This window comes from Microcystis sp. 0824, from assembly GCF_003112475.1.
Lineage (GTDB): Bacteria > Cyanobacteriota > Cyanobacteriia > Cyanobacteriales > Microcystaceae > Microcystis > Microcystis aeruginosa_C.
In genome coordinates, this window is the sequence record NZ_BDSM01000055.1 from 1 (window position 1) to 22,375 (window position 22,375).

Genomic DNA, 22,375 nt, shown 5'->3' on the forward strand with positions numbered 1-22,375 from the left:
TGAATCTGGGGGTGGCTATCGCCGTTACTCTCACCTTGTAAAGATTTATTACAAGTGTATTGACCTTGAGTCCCCTTGCCTGATTTGGTATCGGGTGATACTAAACGTTGGGACATATAAACAGTTATAAGGTTGGTCAGGGTTGACCTCTTAGATTCAGTCGGGGGACTGAAGACCTTACTAGGCGGTTATTTCAGGCATTTCAGCCCTATTTCATGCCTAAACGTTTCGCACCTATAGCTATGCTATAGATGTACAAATAGTCGGTAACTATGCATATCTAGCTGATTGGTATGGTGGCTTAAAGATTATTGATGTGAGTGAGTTTACCAGTCCACAAACTGTTACTCTTTCTATTTCTCCCAGCAGTGTTAGTGAAGACGGGACAGCTAATATGGCCTATACCTTCACCCGTAGCGGAGTAACCACTAATGCTTTAACGGTTAACTATACAGTTGGGGGTACAGCGACATTTAGCACAGACTACACCCAAACCGGTGCAGCAACTTTCACCATTACCACTGGGACAGTGACTTTCGCTGCTAATGCTACCACTGCTAAAGTCACAATAGACCCCACTGCTGACACTATTGTTGAAAACAACGAAACCGTCGCTTTAACTCTTGCTGCGGGGACAGGTTATACAGTAGGGACCACCACTCCAGTGACGGGAACAATTACCAATGATGATGTCACCCTTCCCAGTATTACTCTTGCGGTTTCTCCTAGTAGTGTTACTGAAGATGGGACAACTAATCTAATTTACACCTTCACCCGTACTGGTGTAACAACAAATGCTTTGACGGTTAATTACACCCTCGGAGGGACAGCTACTTTAAATACCGACTACACTCGTACAGGGACTAACAATACAGTCACCTTTGCTGCTGGTTCATCCACTGCTACCGTAACCGTTGACCCCACTGCTGACACTACGATAGAACCCAACGAAACCGTTATTTTAACTCTTGCTTCTGGGACAGGTTATACAGTTGGGACAACTACCCCAGTGACGGGAACAATTACCAATGATGATGTCACCCTTCCCAGTATTACTCTTGCGGTTTCTCCTAGTAGTGTTACTGAAGATGGGACAACTAATCTAATTTACACCTTCACCCGTACTGGTGTAACAACAAATGCTTTGACGGTTAATTACACCCTCGGAGGGACAGCTACTTTAAATACCGATTACACTCGTACAGGGACTACCAATACAGTCACCTTCGCTGCTAATTCAGCGACCGCGACTGTAACCGTTGATCCCACTGCTGACACAATAGTAGAAAGTAACGAAACTGTTATTTTAACCCTCGCTTCTGGGACAGGTTATACAGTAGGTACGACCACCCCAGTGACGGGAACAATTACCAATGATGATGTCACCCTTCCCAGTATTACTCTTGCAGTTTCTCCTAGTAGTGTTACTGAAGACGGAACGACTAATTTAGTCTATACCTTCACTCGTTCTGGAGTAACCACTAATCCTTTAACGGTTAATTACAGTATTGGTGGGACAGCAACCAATGGAACCGATTACGCTGCGCTTCCCAGCAGTATCGCCTTTGCTGCTGGTTTATCAACAGCTACCGTAATCGTTGACCCCACTGCGGATACTACAGTTGAACCCAACGAAACTGTCATTTTAACCCTCGCTTCCGGGACAGGTTATACAGTAGGGACAACTACCCCAGTGACGGGAACAATTACCAATGACGACTTTCCCCAACTTTCCATCAATAATATTACCGTGGTCGAAGGCTTAGATAATAATGCCATCCTCACCGTCACAGTTGATAACCCCAACCCGCAACCAATTACCTTCAACTATACCACTGCACCCATTAACGCTACCGCTAATGTAGATTACACTAGCAAAACTGGAACTATCACCATTGCTGCTAATACTTCCACTGCTACTATTAGCATTCCCATCCTCAATGATAACCTCAACGAAGCCGATGAAGCCTTTACAGTAACCCTGTCAAATCCCGTTAATGCTACCATCAATCCCGAAGGAGGAATAGGAGAAGTTATCATTACTGATACTTGGCAAAGCAGTATCACTCGCACCTTACCCAACAATGTCGAAAACCTCAGACTAATTGGCAGTAATAATATTAATGGTACAGGTAACGCTGGTAACAATAATATCACCGGAAATAGTGGCAATAATCAAATCAATGGAGGTGCGGGAATTGATAATTTAACCGGTGGTTTAGGTGCAGATACTTTCATCTTCCAATTTGGCCAATCTACCATATCAACAAGCGATCGTATCACAGATTTTGCCATCAATAGTGATAAAATAGACTTATTAACTCAAACTGGAAACGCCATGAGTGCGCCTAGTAGTTTCAGTCGCGCTGCTGATAGCACTACTACCACTTTAGACAATTTAATCAATCAGGTATTTACTGATGCTAATGGAGCGATTACAGGTAATCAAGGATTAGGGGTTAATAGTGCCGCCTTAGTGCAGGTAACAACCGGTGCAATAGCTGGAACTTACCTCGTTATTAATGATAGCACGGCTGGCTTCCAATCCAGCAATGATTTATTAATAAATATGACTGGATTTACTGGTACTTTACCAGCTTTAGGGAGCATTCCAGTGGGTAATTTCTTTGTTTAAGTGTCTAAGTTATCCTTCTAAGTCACCTAGAAAACGGGTTTCTCCGAGAAACCCGTTTTCTGGACTTTACTGGTGACTAGAAAATCTACGGTTTCACCGATAGGTTATTGCCCGAATGCTTCGCCCCTAGAGGACGCGGGCCGATGAAGAAGCAAGGTTTTGAACGACGCAAGACTTTTAAGTATCTTCCCAAATCTTCATCAATAATGCTGGCTAAGTAAATAAAATTTCACAACTCGATCGCTACAACTATCCCGCCAAGAACTACAATAACCCTAGGCATCTGTGTGAAAAAAAAGGCCCATCTATGCAACTTTCGCCCCAAGAAAAAGATAAATTACTCATTTTTACGGCGGCACTGCTCGCCGAAAGACGCAAAAATCGCGGTATCAAGTTAAATTATCCCGAAGCGATCGCCTATATTAGCGCCGCCATCCTCGAAGGTGCGAGGGAAGGTCGTAGCGTCGCTGAATTGATGAGTTACGGCACTACTTTGTTAACCCGCGAGGAGGTAATGGAAGGCATCCCGGAAATGATTACGGAAGTGCAGATCGAAGCGACTTTTCCCGATGGTACTAAATTAGTTACCGTTCACAATCCCATTCACTAAGAGGAGATTTTTAGCAGTTATGATTCCGGGAGAAATTATCACACCATCTGGGGAGATCGAGATTAATGTCGGTCGCGACACCCTGCGTATTTCTGTGGCTAATACAGGCGATCGACCGATTCAAGTGGGTTCCCACTATCATTTTTATGAAGTTAACGAGGCCCTAGAGTTTCAGCGCGAATTAACCAAAGGAACCCATCTCAATATTCCCGCCGGGACATCAGTTCGATTTGAACCGGGAGACACGAAAGAGGTGGAGTTAGTTGCCATCGCGGGAACTGAAGAAATTTATGGCTTTAATGGTTTAATTAATGGTTCCCTCAAAGGCAAGAAAAAGAAAAAGTAAGGCTTGATGGAAAAATTATCACAGTTCGATCGCTCAATTGTGGTAACATCAAGGCAACGATAACTAATTCTTTCCAAGACTATGACGACGGTAAAAATTGGCATCATTGGCGGCAGTGGTTTGTATAAAATGGATGCCCTCAAGGATGTGCGGGAAGTATCCCTCGATACTCCTTTTGGTTCTCCTTCCGATGCTTTAATTCTCGGTACTTTAGACGGAACAGAAGTTGCCTTTTTAGCGCGTCATGGCAGAAATCACCATTTTTTACCGACCGAATTACCCTTTCGAGCTAATATTCACGCTCTCAAACAATTAGGGGTTGAATATATTATTTCCGCTTCGGCCGTTGGTTCCCTAAAAGCGGAAGTTAAACCCCTAGATTTAGTCATTCCCGATCAATTTATTGACAGAACTAAAGAGAGAATAGCGACTTTTTTTGGGGAAGGGATTGTTGCCCACGTCGCCTTTGGTGATCCCATTTGTCCCCAATTAGCGCAAATTGTAGGGGATGCCGTCGCTAGTTTAAACCTACCGGAAGTTACCTTACATCGGGGCGGTACATATCTCTGTATGGAGGGACCAGCTTTTTCTACTAAAGCGGAATCAAATCTCTATAGAAGTTGGGGGGCAACCGTGATCGGTATGACTAATTTAACCGAGGCCAAATTAGCTCGAGAAGCGGAAATTGCCTACGCTACCTTAGCTCTAGTTACCGATTACGATTGTTGGCATCCCGATCACGATCATGTCACGGTAGAAATGGTGATCGAAAATCTCCACCATAACGCTATTAATGCCCAAAAAGTCATCCAAGAAACGGTGCGCCGTCTGGCAGCTAATCCTCCCGTTTCCGTCGCTCATTCTGCCCTTAAATACGCCATTCTTACCCGTCTAGATTCTGTTCCCATCGCCACTAAAGAAAAATTAGCTCTCTTTTTGAAAAAATATGAAGAAGTAGAGAAATAGCCGAGAAAAGTCGCCGATGAATCTAGAAATGGGTCATTTTTCTCGCTGTTATTCAGACGATCAATTTGACCCTTAACGAAGGCAGGAGGCAGGAGGCAGTATTCAGGAGTCAGGAGATAGGAGATTATTTTATTTATTCTCCCCACACCCCACACCCTACACCCTACACCCCACACCCCACACCCTGTCCCCACGAAAAACTTTTTGCCGCAAACCCTAACTAGCTAGGTATTCTCTGATGTTAGCCCTGCGTTTTCTCAATTTAGCGATCGCTTCTCGTTCGATCTGACGGACGCGTTCACGACTGATATTGAGTCGAACGCCAATTTTTGCTAGGGTGAGGGGCTGGCCATTATCTAAACCAAAACGCAGACAAATCACTTCTTTTTGTTGAGGGGTGAGGTCTGCCATCAGTTTTTCTAAGTCCACCTGGAGGGAAGAATGGGCAGTGTAATCTTCCGGGGAAAGTCCCGTATCTTCCAAGAGTTCCCCTAATTCCGTGTCTTGATTGTCCCCCACCTTTAAGTCAAGGGAAAGGGGTTGACGAGACCTTTCCAAGTAGTCTCGCACCTGTTTGGGAGTTAGGTCTAATTCCTCGGCTAATTCGGCAATGGTGGCGGCGCGACCCTTATCTTGAGCTAGTTGACGCTGGGCTTTTTTGATTTTATTCAGTTTTTCGGTGATGTGGATGGGCAGACGGATGGTGCGACTTTTTTCTGCGATCGCCCGGGTGATGGCTTGCCGAATCCACCAATAGGCATAGGTGGAAAAGCGATAGCCTTTGGTGGGATCGAATTTTTCCACACCTCTTTGCATCCCAATGGTTCCCTCTTGGATCAGGTCTAATAGGTCTAGATTGCGTTTTAGGTATTTTTTGGCGACGGAAACCACTAGACGCAGGTTCGCTTCTACCATCTTGCGTTTGGCGAAATCCCCTGCCCCTAATTCTCGACGCAGTTGTTCTTCAGTAATTTCCGCCGCTTCTGACCACTGGCGATCATTGGGGTCGCTGCCGAGTTTAGCCCTTAGGGATTCTTTGATTTTTTCCAGAAAAATTAATCTTTGCACCTGTTTCGCGTAGAGAATTTCTTCTTCATGGGTGAGAAGGGGAACTCGGCCAATTTCTCTGAGATAGGCGCGAACTGGATCGGTAAGGTTTTTCGAGGTTTTCATGAGTGCGCGTCGATTGAGGGTTGATATTCAGGAATTGATGGCGTTTTTAAGATCGCTTCCCCAGGGGCGGTTAAGGAGATGCTATCAGAGTTTTTTCTCGTTTTGTAAAGAGATTGGTAAGTGATTACTCAACTATAGAGAGAAATCTAATTGACGATTTAATTGCCTCTATAGTCCTTTTTTTGGCTAGATATAGAGTTTTTGGGCATAAATGGCAAGTAGTGAGAAGCTTGGTTATTTAACCAATATTACAACAATTATTAAATATTGTAAAGTTTATGAGAGAAAAAAAAATATCCCTCTCAGGAACCCACCGATGAAGAGGAGGTTTGAGTATCTCTACTCATATATTACCCAGAGGTTTCCCATCGGGATGCAATCTAGATGACAAAATGAGCAATTTTCTCATCTAGATTGCAGAGTGAGCAGTGAGGGAATTATAAATTATGAATTATGAATTATGAAGTGGGAAGATGGGGGAGCAGGGGAGCAGGGGAGCAGGGAGAAAAAGCTGACGACCGACGACAGACTCCCGTCTATTGCCCTTGCCTAGCGGTTCAGGGGGGATTGTGTAAAAATAGGAGAAGATCGGTTTTTTTTTACTAAACCTATGGCCACTTCTTCCATTGCCGTTAGAGAATTACCTCTCTTTCCCCTACCCGAAGTTGTTTTATTTCCGGGTCGTCCCCTGCCCCTGCACATCTTCGAGTTTCGCTATCGGATTATGATGAATACGATATTGGAAGAAGATCGCCGTTTTGGGGTATTAATGGTAGATCCAGCCACGGGAGAAATCGCTAAAGTGGGCAGTTGTGCGGAAGTTGTCCGTTGTCAACGTCTCCCAGATGATCGCCTAAAAATTCTCACCATCGGTCAACAGCGCTTCCGTGTCCTAGAATACGTCCGGGAAAAACCCTATCGTGTCGGTTTAGTGGAGTGGATTGAAGATGTTCCCACCACCCAAGATATGCGACCTCTGGCCAAAGAAGTAGACCAACTGCTGCGGGATGTGGTTCATCTCTCAGCCAAATTAACCGCTCAAAAAATTGAACTCCCCGACGATTTGCCTAGTCTTCCCCTGGAATTATCCTACTGGGTGGCGGGTAATCTCTACGGTGTGGCCGGGGAACAACAAGCTTTATTGGAAATGCAGGATACAGTTAGTCGTCTGCAACGGGAATCGGAAATTCTCACCTCAACCCGCAATCATCTGGCCGCTCGCACGGCTCTTAAAGATGCTTTAAATTAATAATCTTGAGGTTTTTCAGCTGCGGGAGAGGGAAATGGGGAAGTTATTTCAGTGAACAGTGAACAGTAATCAGTAATCAGTGAACTGATAACTCACATCTGAAAACTGATGACTTACCCACTGATAACTGATAACTGATAACTGTTAACCTGGGGATTACCTAATGTTTACCTTGATACAGTAAAGTGGGGTTAAAATTGCTATCCCCTCACCCAGGAGAACTTTGATCATGTTGCTGACCTATAATCCCAACGTCTCACCCTTCCGAGAAGACTATAGCGAGAGTCGTCGGCTCCACTTTTATGATCGCGGGGAAAATATTCCTCTGGTGGCCGATGGAGTCTGGCAAGTTTATCGGGGTATGGCGCAACTAAGTCAAGTATCTGAGAGTGGAGAGGAAATTTTACTAGGCTGGGTTCATTCATCCCACTTTTTTGGCTTAAATTTGACCCATCTGGAATCCTATCACGCCAGAGCCTTGTCGGAACTTTACCTAAAATGGTACACGATCGCCGAAGTGGAAAACTCGGTGGAATTAACCAGGATGATGTTAAATCAAATGATCCGTCGTCAACAACAAACGGAATCCCTACTGGCAATCGCAGGAATCAAACGAGTGGAGGAACGTCTCCAGCAGTTACTACAGTTATTAAAGCGGGAAATGGGAGAACCGATCGCCCAAGGCAGTCGTTTAAAGATCCGTTTAACCCATCAAAATCTCGCCAATGCTATCGGTACCACGAGAGTAACGGTGACGCGTTTGTTAGGGGAATTTCAGCGTCAGGGAGCGGTGAGCAGCGATCGCGATCGCCATTTAATCATTCACGATTAACTCAGTCCTGATGAAAAAATTTTCACCCCCACAGATGAAAGAGGTTTCTTTCCCCACACCCCACCCCCTCTTTCAAGTCAGACAATTTTAGTCAGACCCAGCCATAATGGACTCCCCGCAGCGATCCACTAATTGCCAAGCTAATTTAGCAGCCCCCACCATCCCGGCGCGATTACCTAACTCGGCCGTTAATACCTCTAATCCTTCTCTGGAACTAGGTAAAACCCGTCTTTCGATTTCTGTGAGCAGAGAGGGAAAGAAAAACCTAGCACTGGCACTAATGCCGCCGCCGATAATTACCGCCTCTGGGGTGAGAACATAGAGTAAACTGGCGATACCAGCCCCCAGTAAACAACCGTAACCCTGCCAGAATTCTAAAGCCTCTCGATCGCCTTTTTCGGCCAATTCTGCCAATTGCTTCGGTTCTTTGCCGGTCATCCGGCGAATAGCTTGCAGGGAGGTGTACTGTTCTAAGGAACCCTGATTACCGCTATTGCACAATGGACCGTCAAAATTAAGGGTTATTAAGCCTAATTCTGCGGCCGTTCCCTTGCTGCCCACAAATAAGTTACCATCGAGGATAATTGCCCCTCCTACTCCCGTCCCCAAGGTCAACAGGATCAAGTTTTGAAACCGTTTGCCCGCTCCTAACCAAGCTTCCCCCAAACCGGCACAATTGGCATCATTGGCTAAAATTGTCGGCATTCCCGTGCTTTCTTCTAACCAATCGGCCAGGGGAATATCCCGCCATCCTGCCAAATTAATCGCTATTTTGGCAATTCTTCCCTGAGCATCCGTCGGACCCGGCGTTCCCACACCAATGGCTTGACAATTTTTATCTAAATTTACTTGACAAATGCCTTGATGTATGGTATGGGCGACTTCTTTGGGTGTAGCGGGTTGGGGAGTGGGTAAGGTGAGAGATTCGAGACAATTGCCCTCCTGGTCAAATTTACCAATTTTAATAGCGGTTCCACCTAAATCGACACCTATGACTGTTTTCACCATCGGGCTTTCCTTGTTACTCTGGGAGTAGCTAGGTTTATTATCACTCTTTTTGGCGATTTTTTTCGCGGTTAGATGTGATCGAGAGGATAATTCGGCTAAACCGGCAAAACTAGCTGATTGATTAGCCCCAAATTTCTTCTATAGTTTAGATACCTGCAGCTTAACTCCTGATTTTTACCCATTTTAAAAATGATCAAAGTTACCATCCCAACTCTCTACGATACCGATTATCAGCTTTGGTTAGAAAACACTATCAACCAATTGCGTCAAGGGGATTTTCAGGCAGTAGATTGGCAGAATTTATTAGAGGAGTTAGCAGATTTGGGGAAAAGTGAACGAAGAGCATTAGAAAGTTTATTAACTCGACTTTTAGAACATTTACTGAAGTTAACTTACTGGCAATCCCAACGGGATTACAATCAAGCTGGCTGGAAAAAAGAAATTCGCAATTTTCGGATTCAGATCAAAAAAATTCTCAAAGATAGTCCCAGTTTAAAGTCCTATTTAAGGGAAATTTTGCAGGAATGTTATCTCGATGCTCGCAATCTGCTTATTGACGAAACCGAATTAGATGCCAATATTTTCCCTCTAGAAGTGTTAGCTAGTCTGGAGGAGATTCTCGATCAAAATTGGCTGCCAGATTGGGGAGATATAAACAGGGATAAATCTTCCGAGGTGAACTAAAGATTAGCTTCACCTACCCGGTTTACAGACATTATAGTCCTCGTGAGAGATCACCGCCTCCGGGACGAGGAGATTGCCGTAGTCGCGACAGATGAGGCGATAATTGCGGGTAACGGGGATACTGATAATAAAGCGATCGTGTCGCAATCGTTTACCGTGGAAATCTCGATAATTGCGGTGATCTTGCAATCCTTGCAGGATTTCCCTAGCTTTAAGTACCACATTTTTCGGTAATTCCCGCAAATCGATCGGATCTTCGGAAAAAGTGGCTTCCCAAGCATTTTTTTGACGTTTTCTTTCTTCCCAAGCGGCATCTCGTTGAGCGCAATGATGGCAGACTTGGCCATAGCCCTTGTGACCACAGGGAAACTTCTTCTTTCTTCTAGACATAATACCATCTGTCTGTAAGGCTGTGAGAGAGTATTCAAAAGCGGTAAAGCTTGCTTCACTTTTGGCAGATGAAGAAGAAAATCTTTACCTAGTGATTATCTATACTTACCAGCATACAGGGATCGATACCTCGTTTGGCCATTGACCAGCAAGAAAGTTTATCTTGGTTAGTTATATTTTTCAGTCCGCCTCGGTGATTGGGAAATTGGCAACTATATTTGATCACCAGCAATATCGAAGCTGCTTAGAATAATTCCCATTCTTGGGTTCTTAAACGTTTGAGAATAGCCAAACGGCTACTAAAATAATTAGCACAGAGACGACTATAATCAGTTAAACGCAGGTTATTTAAGCTAATTGACCAAGACCAAATATAGGCCGCTTGGGTGAGATACTGAAGACAAGATAATTCACCATCGGTTAAAGGCACTGTTTCATCGTAACCTTGAATAAAACCATGGCGAACCTGGCGATTTAAGCCGGATTGTAGGGAAACTTGCAGAAATTTAGCGATATCAAAAACTCGCCAACCATAACCGCACTGATCGAAATCAAATAGGGTCATCTGATTATCCGGGGTGATATGCACATTACCACTATGAGGATCGCCCCAACAAATACTCCAATAGGGAGATTCTGTCGGTAATTTGGCGGTTTCTTCCTCTATTTCCCCAATGGTTTCTAAAACACAGTCTAGGTCCCTCGGTCGTTGGTGCAGAAAAGGTGCGATAATTTGCAGGGAATCCTCGAGAAGATATTTGAGGTTGAGGGGATGACGATAGGCTAGGGGTTGAAAATCGGCCGTCACCCGATGTAAATTAGCCACGATCGCCCCTAAATGATAGGCTTGTTCTATATCTATGTCTCCAATAGCAATTCCCCCCGGAGCATAGGGAAAAAGGACGGCGTAACGTTTCCCTTCCGGAGCGTTAATTTCTAGGGATAAATCACCGTTTTTGCTGCGAATTGGCGCGGCGACGGGAACCTGAGAGCGATCGAGATAATCTAATAATTCTAACTCGAAGTCGATTTCCATTTTGCTGCGCCAATGGCAGTGAGATACGCGCAAAATGTAGGGAGTTGTCAGGGTTTCGAGGAGATACACATCACTTAAACCCCGATGCCAAAATTGACAATTTTTCGGTACATCAATCTCGTAACGAGAAAAAATCAAATCTGCTAGGGCAGCAGGAGCAAGAGTGGAGTAGAGTGTGGGAAAAGTCCGTTCTCCGGTCTGAAAATTAGCAGCGGGAGAACTAGAAGGCAGTAAATTGAGCGAAGCCTGAAAAGTTGTCACGGTTCCCTCCCGATGCAAGTATGGACAACGCTCGCATCATCCTATTTTATAGGCCACATATATTACAAATTGGTTCGAGCGCTCCGTATATTTCGCTACATTCCCCTGACAGTGATCAGATTTAAGTTTTCACTACCTACAGCAGTTATCCGAGTGGTGAGATGGGAAGTTTTCGTTTTGGGGAAAAGTAATCTCAGCAATTTCGGCTCGCCGGATATATAGGGCTTGCTGAATAAATCTAAAAACCTTGTTGGATAATATCTTTAGACTTTGTTGAAATTAAAAAGTGCCAGCCATAAAACCCTACACCCTACGCCCTACAACCTGCCACCAGGAAAAACTTTTTCAGCAAACCCTAATTACTGACCCGATTCGATCGCTCCTTCGGCCTCATGGACAATTGCTCTCAATTGATCTAAAGTTTTCTGGTCCACCTGGGTCCATAATCCCCGTTGTTGAGCCTCTAATAATCTTTCGGCCATATCTCGCAATGCCCAGGGGTTTTTCTCCTGAATAAATTGTTGTACCTTGTGGTCAAATAAATAAGCTTCGGCTACCCCCTGATAAATAAAATCCTCCACTAGGTGAGTAGTGGCAGAGTAGGCAAAAATATAATCTACGGTCGCAGCCATCTCGAAAGCGCCTTTATAGCCGTGTCGCATCACTCCCGCTATCCATTTGGGATTAACCACTCGCGAACGGTAAACGCGGCGAATTTCTTCCTCTAGGCTTCTGATGCGGGGATTTTCTGGACGGGAATGATCACCAAAATAGGTGACGGGATTTTTGCCGGTTAATGCCCGGACACTGGCAGTTAAGCCGCCTTGAAATTGATAGTAGTCATCGGAGTCGAAAATGTCGTGTTCTCGATTGTCCTGATTGTGCAGCACTATCTCTAATTCTTGCAGTCTATTTCTCAATACTTCCGGTAAAGAATGGGCAGTTCCTTGACTATCATAGGCATAACAACTCCAGTTAATATAAGCATTAGCTAAGTCTTGATCATTTTGCCAGTTTTGTGACTCGATTAACCCCTGTAAACCGGCCCCGTAAGCACCCGGTTTGCATCCAAAGATTCTGGCAGTAGCTCTCAGTTTCGCCTCCTTTTCTCCTAAGCCCTGACTTAGCCAAAACTCCCTCTCTGTCTTCACTTTCGCCGCTAAAGGATTAATTTTTTCCTCTTCCTCTTGACAAGCTACCGCATTTATGCCAGAATTAAGAAGATGTAGTATGCTGGGGAAACTGTCCCTAAAAAAGCCCGATACCCGAACGGTCACATCAATTCGAGGACGGCCTAAGCTAGACGGGGTAAGGATTTCAAACCCGACCACCCGACGGAAAAACCCATCCCAAAGGGGACGAATTCCCAGTAAAGCCATGGCTTCGGCCACATCTTCGCCACTATTTCTCATCGTCGAAGTTCCCCAGATAGAAATCGCCAAAGTGCGGGGATATTCGCCATTTTCTTGGGTATAACGTTCAATTAGTGCCTCTGCGGCCTTTCTTCCCACTTCCCACGCGGTTTCTGTGGGGATTGCGCGGGTATCGACGGAATAGAAATTTCTGCCGGTGGGAAGAACATCGGGACGGCCGCGGGTAGGAGCGCCAGAAGCACCACTGGGGACGTATTGGCCAGCGAGACCTTTTAAGAGATAGGTAAGTTCATCGGGGGTTTGTTTTAAAGCAGGAATTAACTGATTTTCTAGCCAAACCAATTCTTTTGCCGTATTTTCGCCTACAGGTTCAATTTTCCGGCTAATTAAATCCTGAGCGAGACCTTCCAGATAAGTAGTAGTATCGTTATATTCCGTCAGGGGGTCGCAGTCGAGATGGAGGTCAAGGGCAAGGGAACGGGTTAAACCGGGGCGGTCGGGACTGGGAGAACGAGCAATCGATTGAATTAAATCAATTAACTGCTGACCCTGGGGACATTGACCGAAGATATGTAAACCATCGCGGATTTGTGCTTCCTTGAGTTCACAGAGATAACCATCCACGACGGTGAGAAATTGACCAAAGGAGGCGCTGGTCGCAACGCGCTCGCTACGCGAGATCGTGCCTAGCTCTCGATCGAGATTAGTTTTCGCCACCAGATCACTAATCCGCTCGCGAATTAGAGCTAAACGAGAAGGATCAAGAGATTCTGCCTGATAATATTCATCGATGAGAGACTCTAACTTTTCCCAATCCCCATACAATTCCGCTCGCGTCATCGGGGGAGTGAGATGGTCGATGATAACAGCTTGGGAACGTCTTTTAGCGCTGGAACCTTCCCCGGGGTCATTGACAATAAAAGGATAAAAATTCGGCAGCGACGAGAAAGCGATTTCGGGATAACAATGGGGAGAAAGAGCGAGACTCTTCCCTGGTAGCCATTCTAAATTGCCGTGTTTACCGAGATTAATCACAGCAGTGACTTGGAATTCCTGTCGTAACCAATGGTAAAAAGCGAGATAGCTGTGGGTAGGTTCCAGGTCGGGGGAATGATAATTAAGAGTCGGGTCAAGGTCATAACCGCGAGAAGGTTGAATACCGATAAAGACATTACCTAACTGGATGCCGGGGATAGGGAAATCCTTGTCTGGATATCCCCAACGGTCAAGCAGAGCGCTTTGATTATCGGGGGGAAGGGAGGAGAAATAATCTAGATATGCCTCTAGGGAGAGAGATTGATAGATAGGTTTTAATTCCCTTGTCTCCAAGTCATTAGTGATACCAGAAATAAGCAATCGCATTAATTCGTCGCTATGGTCGGGGAGGTCGGTGAGGGTATAACCTTGGGTTTGTAATGCGCGAAGAATTTCCAGACCACTAGCGGGGGTATCTAAACCGACTCCGTTAGCGATACGACCATCCTTATTGGGATAGTTGGGGAAAATGAGAGCAATTTTTTTCTGGGAGTTGGGAAGGGAGGAGAGTTGACAATAGTTTGCGGTTAAATCAGCGACAAAATCAACCCGGTGGGGGAGGGGTTGATAGACAACTATTTCCGTTTCTAGTTTCGGATGTCGGGTGAGGACAGATTTAAAGGAAATAGCGCGGGTGATAATTTTGCCATCCATTTCTGGTAAAGCGATATTCATGGCCACATCCCGGGGGGAAAGACCTTGATAACCCTGTTGATAAGCTTCTAAACTGCTGCTGCTGAGGATAACTTGGAAGATGGGTTTATTGAGGGACTGCCAGAAGTGATGATTTTGTTTGTCTTCCGGTCGTTGGATAGAGAAGCTAGTGGTGTCGAGAATTAGGTCTGGGGGATGGTGGGAAAAGAGGGTTAATAGTTCCTCTTGCACTTCAATTTCCCGCAGAGAGGAGAGAAAGATAGGGACAGTTTCAATATTTCTTTGGGTGAAAGCGCTGATTAAAGCATCGATAGCTTTGGTATTACCTGCGAGATAATGGGAACGATAGAAAAGTATCCAAGTCCGTGCTTGGGGTTGGGATAGGGTTGTCTGGGAATAGATTCCCAACCTCGGGACAACCCTAGGAGGAGAGGGAGGATAGTCGAGATGGAGACAGGTATGCGCGATAAATTTAGCAGCATTAATCCAGTTATCTATCCCTGCTTCCGTGAAATAGCACCATAACTGGTTAACAGTAGTCAGGGAAGCAGTGGAATGACTCATCAACTCTAAATCCGGTTTATCCTCTCCCGGGAGGACAAATAAAGTCGCACCGGTTTCCTCGACAATTTCCTTAACTACTTCCAACCCGTAGGACCAACTCCCCCGTCCCCCCAATAAGCGAAGAATAATCACTCTTGCTTGGGATAGTACCTTGTCCCCATAGTTATCGATACTGTATTGCTGCTGTAACTGTGATAAATTCAGGGCGCGAATTGCGGGAAAATTATCCGGTAGATGGTCGATAGCTGCCGCTAGAGTTTGAATATCGGTATCAGCCATGGTGAGGAGAACAATCGGGGCCGGATTTTGGTCAATAATAATCACCCCTTCGGTATCTGCTGTCCAACCACCCGCTTGGGGAGCAATTCGGTGCATAAGTTTTGAGAGTCAGGTTAAATAATGATTAGGTTTTGAGAATCAGGGTCTCGATCGAGGGATCATTCTTAGGTAGATAGAGACGATTATATCTGTCTGCGGCAATTTAAAGAACAGGGAATAGGTGTTAGGGGATAGGGATTAAGAAAAATCTTCACTAAAACCCAAACCCCAGTCCCCTTACTGATGACTGGGGTTTGGGGAAGTGGGGAAGTGGGGGAATTTCAAATAAAACCCTAAAACCCTAAAACCCTAAAACCCCAACACCCTAAAACCCCAACACCCCACCACCCTATCTGCTGCCTTCTGATAACTGATAACTGATGACTGATAAATGATAAATGATAAATGAATGCTTCTCCCGCTTATGTTTGCTGTCAAGTGTTGTCATCTACTCACCTCGAACAAATTCGTTCTTGGTGGGGACAGTTGGCAATACAGGTAACAGGGCCCAGGATTAGTCTCAGTGAAAGAGATATTCCCCCACAGACAGGGGAAATCTATCAACTCTTGCTTTCCACTGACCTACAAGCTTTATTGTTAGCCAGTCCCCAAGCACATAACTTTGAGTACGAAGTCCGCATTAGTTTTGAAGCGAACACGATTAAAAATTTTCTGCAAGGACTGGCCGTCAAGTCTCTCCACCACCCGAAAATTGAGCAGGGTTATCAAATTTTAAATCTGCCTCTATCCACTAATGTCAGCAGTTTTCAAAATAAAATTTTAGTCAAAATTCTCTCGATAATTTCTTCTCCGTCTGCTGAGGGGGGTTGTCCCCGCATCTTCTCTGTTTGTCAACCGGTAGAAGCTGCCCTATCCCAACAAATCGAAGAGGAAAGATTATTAAACCAAGTCATCACCCAAATGCGTCAGAGTCTGGAGTTACCGGTGATTCTGGAAACCGTAGTCAGGGAAGCGCGGGAATTTCTGCAAGTGGACCGATTGTTAATTTATCAATTTTTCCCCGGTACCGGTGAGGGAAAGGGAAAAATAACTTCCGAGTCGCGCATTTCTGACCAGATAAATTCGGTGTTAAATTTAACCCCCGAAGACGATTGTTTTTCCTATATTCCCCAATACAAGGAAAAGTATCGTCAAGGATTAATTCTGGCCGTGGATGATGTGGATGTTAACTATTCTTCTTCCTTCTGTTTGTCCGAATTTTTGCGACAACACCAAGTGCGATCAAAATTAATCGCCCCCATTGTGGTACAAGAAGAATTGTGGGGTTTATTAATTGCCCATCAATGTGGAGAAAAACGCCGATGGTTGCCGCAGGAAAAGAAATTTTTAGGTCAGATTGGTGAACATCTCGCCATCGCTATCTATCAAGCGCAATTATATTCTCAAGTACAGGAACAAAAAGATATTTTTGAACGCCGGGTAATCGAAAGAACCCAAGAATTACAAGATACTTTAATGGCCGCCGAAGCTGCTAACCTCTGCAAAAGTGAATTTTTAAATAATATGAGTCATGAGTTATTAACTCCCCTAACTTGTATTATCGGTTTGTCCAGTACCCTGCAAAAATGCTCGGCAGCTAGTAATTTTTTACCTCCCGACAAACAAAAACACTATCTACAAGTGATTCAGGATAACGGCAATAAACTATTAGAATTAATTAATGACTTGCTTAATTTCTCGCAAGTTTCGGCAGGGAAAGCCGTTTTAGATATTAAACAATTTTCGCTCAAATATCTCTGTAATCACGTTTTAGAGATTATTAAATTTGAGGCAGAAATTAAAGAAATTAATCTGATTTTAGAGATAAAAATTGCCGAAAAAGATTATTATTTTTATGCCGATTATGATCGAGTTCAGCAGATACTTTTATACTTGTTAAAAAATGCCCTGAAATTTACCCCCGAACAGGGTGCTGTCACGCTGAGACTGTGGAAAGAAGGCAGTCAGGTCATTTTTCAGGTAGAAGACACGGGCATCGGCATTCCTGCTCAAAAAATACCGCTTCTGTTTGAAAAATTTACCCAGTTGGATGGCTCCCGCAAACGTCGTTATGGTGGGATAGGATTAGGATTGGCTTTAACTAAACAATTAGTGGAACTGCATCGCGGCACGATCGAGGTAGAATCTTGCTTAGACAAAGGTTCCATCTTTACCGTCCGTTTACCTCAACAAAAGCCCCCCAAATCCCAACCCCAACCCTCGGATAATAATCCCCATTTTAATCACCACCATCCCACTATAGTTTTGATTGAAAGCGACGAAGAAATTGCCAATCTTATTTGTGAGTTATTGATGGTGGCACATTATCAAGTTATTTGGTTAATCGATAGTGTCTCCGCTATCAAAAAAATTGAGATCGTGCAGCCAAGTATTATAATTGTCGATCGAAAAATGCCCGATATATATCATCTCTGTCATCTCTTAAAAAAATCCCGCCAAACTCAAGCCAGTAAAGTGCTAATCTTGAATGATACCCCCGAAATCAGCGTTAATTTCCTCGGTCGTCATGGCATTGATGACTATCTGCTCAAACCGATTCAACCCTCCCTATTGTTGGAAAAAATCCGCTATCTAACCGCTTTATAAGTAGGTTTTGCGGCAAAAAGTTTTTCGTGGGTGTAGTGTGGGGTGTAGGGTTTTACCAATTTTTATCTTCTTTTTTCCCCAGAAAATAGGACTTGAAAACTAACTATCACATAGCTAATTTTCAAGCCCTGAATTGTAGGAATCCTAGGTTAAATTAGGATTCACTTTCGATATAGATAAATAACAAACCCATGACCACGGCTGGCATTAACCAACAGACGATCGGGATTAAAATCCAAGGCAGATAGGAAGCTGCGTAGGCACCAGTCATGTCAAATGCTCCTAGTAAAAAAATAAGGAAATGATAACAGGTAGAAAAAGGGTTAATTATTGATTAAAAACCCCGCGCATGATGCCATCAACGACACCAAGATTTTCTAGGAGGAAATAGGCCACAAAAGCACCACCCATACCACCAATAAAGAAACCGGCGGCGAATTGACTCCAACCCTCGGACGATTTCAGCGGATCACCAGTAGCGGCCTTACCTTGGAAAGAGACAAGACCATAACTAGCTAAACAACCCGTAGCCAAGAGAACCATGGCTAAAGCGGGGATTAAGCCGCCGAGATTAGCATATTCCGAGTCTCTCAAGGGACCCAGGACAACCCAGGGACCACCGAGGAAATAACCGTGGGCCATACCCACTTCTAGACCGCGCAGAATCGGAGCTAGACCAGGACGATAGGCAGGTAAGTTACCAATAAAAGCTTTGGTAAAACCAGAAGCGGAAATGGGGGTAGCTAGATGACCAATGAACGGATCATCATTGTAGGGTGTCACCACCTGTTTGTATCCAGTTTCAGCCATTGTGTTTGAGTTCTCCTTTTTCCGATCAACAGGAAAATTGATCATAAAACTTTAAGATTACACTTTAGGCCTAAGAATTACTTCAAGCAACCCCATCGATCGAGTTTTCAAGGGTTGACGGCTGAAACTCTCACAATTCGTTACATTTCTCTCAGGAGACAGGAGTGGGGAGAAGGGAGTGGGAATTATGAATTATGAATTATGAATTATGAAGTAGGGAGTGGGGAGTGGGGGAGATGGGGAGCTTTGTTTCAGTGATCAGTACGGCGGATTCAGGATTAGTCTGGTACATTCTCCACGCCGAAAAGCTTATCCAATAAGGATTTGTCTGTGCCAGATGGATAGAGGAACCGCCGTAAACAGTGAACTGACAACTCACATCTGATCACTGATAACTGATCACTGATAACTGGTCACTGATTAAGGGATAATCAACACCGGACAGGGGGCAAGGTTAATAACTTTGGTGGTGACGCTTTCGGACACGCCTTCGCTGGTTAAACCTAAACCGCGACAACCCATAACGATCAGGTCGGCATTAACTTCATCGGCCACATCACAGATGATAAAAGAAGGCATTCCCTCCCTTTCAATCATTTCCGCCTTGATGCCAGCTTGGGCGAAAATCGCTTGCGCCGATTGTAACAATTTATCCACCGCTTCGATCGAACTCATCCTATCGTCGGGGGTAATTTCTCCGGTGGCTGTCGTTTCCACCACCGACAACAGCACCAAACGACTGTCAAAAATTTTGACTAATTCGATCACACTACTGGTAGCGTCACGACTTTCGCGGCTGTGGTCGATGGGAAATAAAATCGTCTCAAACATAATTAGCAAGTCTCTCCAATCAAATTTTTCTGGGCAAATCAGTCTTGGAACTGCAACACTGATCCCCAAATCTGAAATAATCTTTGTCAAAGTAATTGCCGCAAGTAGCGATACCCTGATTTAATCTTTATTGTACGGTAAGCAATCTAGGAGGTTATGGGCTGTGCCAAAAAAAACAGTAGCGAATTTAACAGAAGCTGATTTAGCGGGTAAACGGGTCTTAGTCCGGGTCGATTTTAACGTTCCCATGGACAAAGCCACCGGGGCAATCAGCGATGATACCCGTATTCGGGCAGCACTACCAACTATTGAGGATTTAATCAAAAAAGGGGCTAAGGTTATTTTATGCAGCCACATGGGTCGTCCTGACGGTCAAGTTAAAGAAAATTTGCGTCTGACTCCTGTGGCTAAACGTCTCTCGGAATTACTGGGCCAAGAAGTAGTCATGTGTCCCGATTGTATTGGTGAGGGAGTTACGGCAGCGATTAGCCAAATGTCTAACGGTCAAGTGGCCCTTTTAGAAAATCTGCGTTTCCACGGTGAAGAGGAGGCAAATGATCCCGATTTTGCCAAAAAATTAGCCGCTAATGCCGATTTATACGTTAATGATGCTTTTGGTACCGCCCACCGCGCCCACGCTTCTACGGAAGGCGTTACCCACTATCTCAGCCCCTCGGTGGCGGGTTATTTGATTGAAAAAGAGTTAAACTACCTACAAGCAGCTATTGAAACTCCCCAACGTCCCCTAGCGGCGATTATCGGCGGTTCTAAGGTTTCTAGTAAAATTGGCGTGATCGAAACTTTATTAGAAAAGTGCGATAAACTGCTCATCGGTGGCGGTATGATCTTTACTTTCTACAAGGCCCGCGGTTTAAGTGTTGGTAAGTCTTTGGTGGAAGAGGACAAACTGGAATTAGCCAAATCCCTGGAAGCGAAAGCTAAAGAAAAAGGGGTGGAATTTCTCCTTCCTACTGATGTGGTGTTAGCGGATCAATTCGATAAAGATGCCAATTCCCAAATCGTCAAGGTCGAAAATATTCCCGATGGTTGGATGGGATTAGATATCGGACCTGAATCAGTTAAAGTTTTCCAAGAAGCTTTATCTAGCTGTAAATCTGTCCTCTGGAATGGCCCCATGGGGGTGTTCGAGTTCGATAAATTTGCGGCGGGTACAGATGCGATCGCTCACACTTTAGCCGATTTAACTGCTACAGGTACAACTACCATTATCGGTGGTGGTGACTCGGTAGCGGCGGTAGAAAAAGTGGGAGTGGCGGAAAAAATGAGCCATATTTCCACCGGTGGTGGCGCTAGTTTGGAATTACTCGAAGGGAAGGTTTTACCCGGTATTGCCGCCCTCGATGAGGCCTAATTATCGCTAATATCTAAGGTTGAAAAAAGGTGGGTGCTGGCCCGCCTTTTTTTTATGAATTATGAATTATAAATTATGAATTATGAATTATGAATTATAAATTATAGCGTTTCCCAATCTCATGAGGTACACCAAAATCTTAACTCCTGAATCCCGAATCCTGACTCCTGAATCCTGAATCCCGAATCCTGACTCCTGAATCCTGACTCCTGACTCCTGACTCCTCAAAACCTAAGACTCTGTACCTCACAACTATGGGAATTGCTATATATAGCGTTTCCTAAGCTAGTGAGGTACACATATTTTTCTTCCCTTTTGACTTTTGCCTCTTGCCTTTTGCCTAAAACCCATAACTTTTGTACCTCAGCAGACTGAAAAACGCTATAGTCATTTCAATTAAGATTGAGAATATCAATGCTAGAGTTCATAAGGGTTTAACTGGTCTAGAGTGTATCAGACTTATCTGAAATGACTATAGGAATTGGGAATTATGAATTGGGAATTGGGAATTAGGAATTAGGAATTAGGGAGTGGGAATTAGGAATTAGGGTCTGCTGAAAAAGTTTTTCGTGGGGGTAGGGTGTGGGGTGTGGGGTGTGGGGTGTAGGGTTTTACCGATTTTCAGGGGGTCAATTACCTAATTTTCAGGGAAAAAGTGCCTAAATTTCCCCCCGATCACCCCAAGGTCTGGCACTTTTTGATGGGAAAAAAGTCTAAAATTCTTATCCAACAAGGTTTTTAGATTTATTCAGCACACCCGAATTAGGAAGTGGGTTTTTATACTAAATCTGGTTATTAAAAACTGATTATTTATTTTCCGTTTTGCATGAGTGCCTCTCCTGATATGTAGCCTATACTCAACGGATTTAGTATCATTAGGATACTTCAATTGCGGTAAAATCCACCCGCTGATATAAATCTGTCAGGGATATTTGAAAATCTAGAGAAAACAAAGTTAAAATCGCTTCTTGATCGTGATAATCCCGAAATGCCCAATGATCGCCTCTTTTATGAAATTGTTCTATATAATAACCATATTGATCGATTAAAATATATTCTTCAAAACTATTAAGAGAGCGATAAAATTTAAACTTATCACCCCGATTATAGTCTTGAGTAGATTTTGATAAAACCTCGATAATCACCTGTGGATTGGTAATCGTATCGGTGCGTCCTCTTTCAAGAATTGGTTCCCCCTTAACGATCATAATATCGGGATAAGTGTACACATTATAGGCGGGTATTGCCAAGCGTAGATCGTTGATAAATATATCATAGGCTTGATTCTGGATAGTTAAGGGAAATCTTCTACAGAAATTCAAGGCAATGCGATTATGGTTAGGAGTTCCCCCAGTCATAATAATAATTTCTCCATCTCGATACTCGTGTCTGTCGGTGGCAGTTTCCTCTAGTTGAAAGTATTCTGCGACTGTGTAGCGTTTCTCAGTGGTTGCGACCATATTGCCCCCTTGAAAGCAAAGCTCTGTCTTTATAATAACCTGTTTTCTGAAAAGGTAAGTAGCTGGTTATAATTAAATTAAAAATGGATTGTAGGTTCGATCCCCCCTGCCCCCTTGATAAGGGGGGTGTCTGATAATTGTTAACGCCTACCTACTTACAA

Annotated in this window: 17 protein-coding genes and 1 pseudogene; 9 read left to right on the plus strand and 9 right to left on the minus strand. The window is 44.2% G+C overall.

The window, feature by feature from the left end; all coding sequences use genetic code 11:
- Positions 1-250: 250 nt before the first annotated feature.
- From N0824_RS18390 to N0824_RS18405, 4 genes and pseudogenes are all read left to right on the plus strand, one after another.
- Positions 251-2,635, plus strand: a pseudogene (locus tag N0824_RS18390) (Calx-beta domain-containing protein); the annotation flags it as partial.
- A 307-nt stretch (positions 2,636-2,942) separates the two neighbouring features.
- On the plus strand, positions 2,943-3,245 hold the full coding sequence (gene ureA, locus N0824_RS18395) for an urease subunit gamma (RefSeq protein ID WP_002738360.1): 303 nt from the start codon (positions 2,943-2,945) through the stop codon (positions 3,243-3,245).
- A 19-nt stretch (positions 3,246-3,264) separates the two neighbouring features.
- A complete protein-coding gene (locus N0824_RS18400) occupies positions 3,265-3,591 on the plus strand; it encodes an urease subunit beta (RefSeq protein WP_108937799.1) in 327 nt (108 codons plus the stop codon).
- A gap of 81 nt (positions 3,592-3,672) precedes the next feature.
- The gene (locus tag N0824_RS18405; protein WP_108937800.1) at positions 3,673-4,557 is read left to right on the plus strand and encodes an S-methyl-5'-thioadenosine phosphorylase; all 885 of its coding nucleotides are present in this window, start codon (positions 3,673-3,675) and stop codon (positions 4,555-4,557) included.
- A gap of 216 nt (positions 4,558-4,773) precedes the next feature.
- Here N0824_RS18405 and N0824_RS18410 read toward each other — a convergent pair whose 3' ends face one another.
- Positions 4,774-5,730: an RNA polymerase sigma factor, RpoD/SigA family gene (locus N0824_RS18410; protein ID WP_108937801.1), complete on the minus strand. Its 957-nt coding sequence runs from the start codon at positions 5,728-5,730 to the stop codon at positions 4,774-4,776.
- 610 nt (positions 5,731-6,340) lie between these two features.
- Here N0824_RS18410 and N0824_RS18415 point away from each other — a divergent pair.
- Both N0824_RS18415 and N0824_RS18420 read left to right on the plus strand, forming a co-directional pair.
- Entirely contained in the window at positions 6,341-6,979 is a 639-nt protein-coding gene (locus N0824_RS18415; protein ID WP_108937802.1) for an LON peptidase substrate-binding domain-containing protein, read from the plus strand.
- Between the two features lie 229 nt (positions 6,980-7,208).
- Positions 7,209-7,811 (plus strand): Crp/Fnr family transcriptional regulator, encoded by a 603-nt coding sequence (locus N0824_RS18420; RefSeq protein WP_108937803.1) that lies wholly within the window; start codon positions 7,209-7,211, stop codon positions 7,809-7,811.
- A gap of 87 nt (positions 7,812-7,898) precedes the next feature.
- On the opposite strand, the gene N0824_RS18425 is transcribed toward N0824_RS18420, so the two are convergent.
- Positions 7,899-8,819 carry an ROK family protein gene (locus tag N0824_RS18425; protein ID WP_108937804.1) on the minus strand — a complete coding sequence of 307 codons (921 nt, stop codon included), beginning with the start codon at positions 8,817-8,819 and terminating at the stop codon, positions 7,899-7,901.
- 189 nt (positions 8,820-9,008) lie between these two features.
- On the opposite strand from N0824_RS18425, the gene N0824_RS18430 reads away from it, so the two are divergent.
- Complete coding sequence (locus N0824_RS18430) at positions 9,009-9,503, plus strand: DUF29 domain-containing protein (RefSeq protein ID WP_108937805.1); 495 nt, start codon at positions 9,009-9,011, stop codon at positions 9,501-9,503.
- 9 nt (positions 9,504-9,512) lie between these two features.
- On the opposite strand, the gene N0824_RS18435 is transcribed toward N0824_RS18430, so the two are convergent.
- The 3 genes from N0824_RS18435 to cobN form a co-directional block, all read right to left on the minus strand.
- On the minus strand, positions 9,513-9,893 hold the full coding sequence (locus tag N0824_RS18435; protein ID WP_046661028.1) for a hypothetical protein: 381 nt from the start codon (positions 9,891-9,893) through the stop codon (positions 9,513-9,515).
- Positions 9,894-10,137: 244 nt separating this feature from the next.
- The gene (locus N0824_RS18440; protein ID WP_108937806.1) at positions 10,138-11,190 is read right to left on the minus strand and encodes a phosphotransferase enzyme family protein; all 1,053 of its coding nucleotides are present in this window, start codon (positions 11,188-11,190) and stop codon (positions 10,138-10,140) included.
- A gap of 359 nt (positions 11,191-11,549) precedes the next feature.
- Positions 11,550-15,191 (minus strand): cobaltochelatase subunit CobN, encoded by a 3,642-nt coding sequence (cobN, locus tag N0824_RS18445; protein ID WP_108937807.1) that lies wholly within the window; start codon positions 15,189-15,191, stop codon positions 11,550-11,552.
- 348 nt (positions 15,192-15,539) lie between these two features.
- Here cobN and N0824_RS18450 point away from each other — a divergent pair, with 348 nt between their 5' ends.
- Complete coding sequence (locus N0824_RS18450; protein WP_108937808.1) at positions 15,540-17,741, plus strand: ATP-binding protein; 2,202 nt, start codon at positions 15,540-15,542, stop codon at positions 17,739-17,741.
- A 154-nt stretch (positions 17,742-17,895) separates the two neighbouring features.
- On the opposite strand, the gene N0824_RS18455 is transcribed toward N0824_RS18450, so the two are convergent.
- The 3 genes from N0824_RS18455 to N0824_RS18465 form a co-directional block, all read right to left on the minus strand.
- Positions 17,896-18,012, minus strand: a complete 117-nt coding sequence (locus tag N0824_RS18455; protein WP_002737043.1) for a photosystem I reaction center subunit VIII — start codon at positions 18,010-18,012, stop codon at positions 17,896-17,898.
- Between the two features lie 56 nt (positions 18,013-18,068).
- Entirely contained in the window at positions 18,069-18,551 is a 483-nt protein-coding gene (locus N0824_RS18460) for a photosystem I reaction center protein subunit XI (protein ID WP_108937809.1), read from the minus strand.
- 420 nt (positions 18,552-18,971) lie between these two features.
- The gene (locus N0824_RS18465) at positions 18,972-19,382 is read right to left on the minus strand and encodes a universal stress protein (protein WP_108937810.1); all 411 of its coding nucleotides are present in this window, start codon (positions 19,380-19,382) and stop codon (positions 18,972-18,974) included.
- 163 nt (positions 19,383-19,545) lie between these two features.
- On the opposite strand from N0824_RS18465, the gene pgk reads away from it, so the two are divergent.
- Positions 19,546-20,754 carry a phosphoglycerate kinase gene (gene pgk, locus N0824_RS18470; protein WP_108937811.1) on the plus strand — a complete coding sequence of 403 codons (1,209 nt, stop codon included), beginning with the start codon at positions 19,546-19,548 and terminating at the stop codon, positions 20,752-20,754.
- A gap of 875 nt (positions 20,755-21,629) precedes the next feature.
- Here pgk and N0824_RS18475 read toward each other — a convergent pair.
- On the minus strand, positions 21,630-22,214 hold the full coding sequence (locus tag N0824_RS18475; RefSeq protein WP_108937812.1) for a Uma2 family endonuclease: 585 nt from the start codon (positions 22,212-22,214) through the stop codon (positions 21,630-21,632).
- Positions 22,215-22,375: the final 161 nt, after the last annotated feature.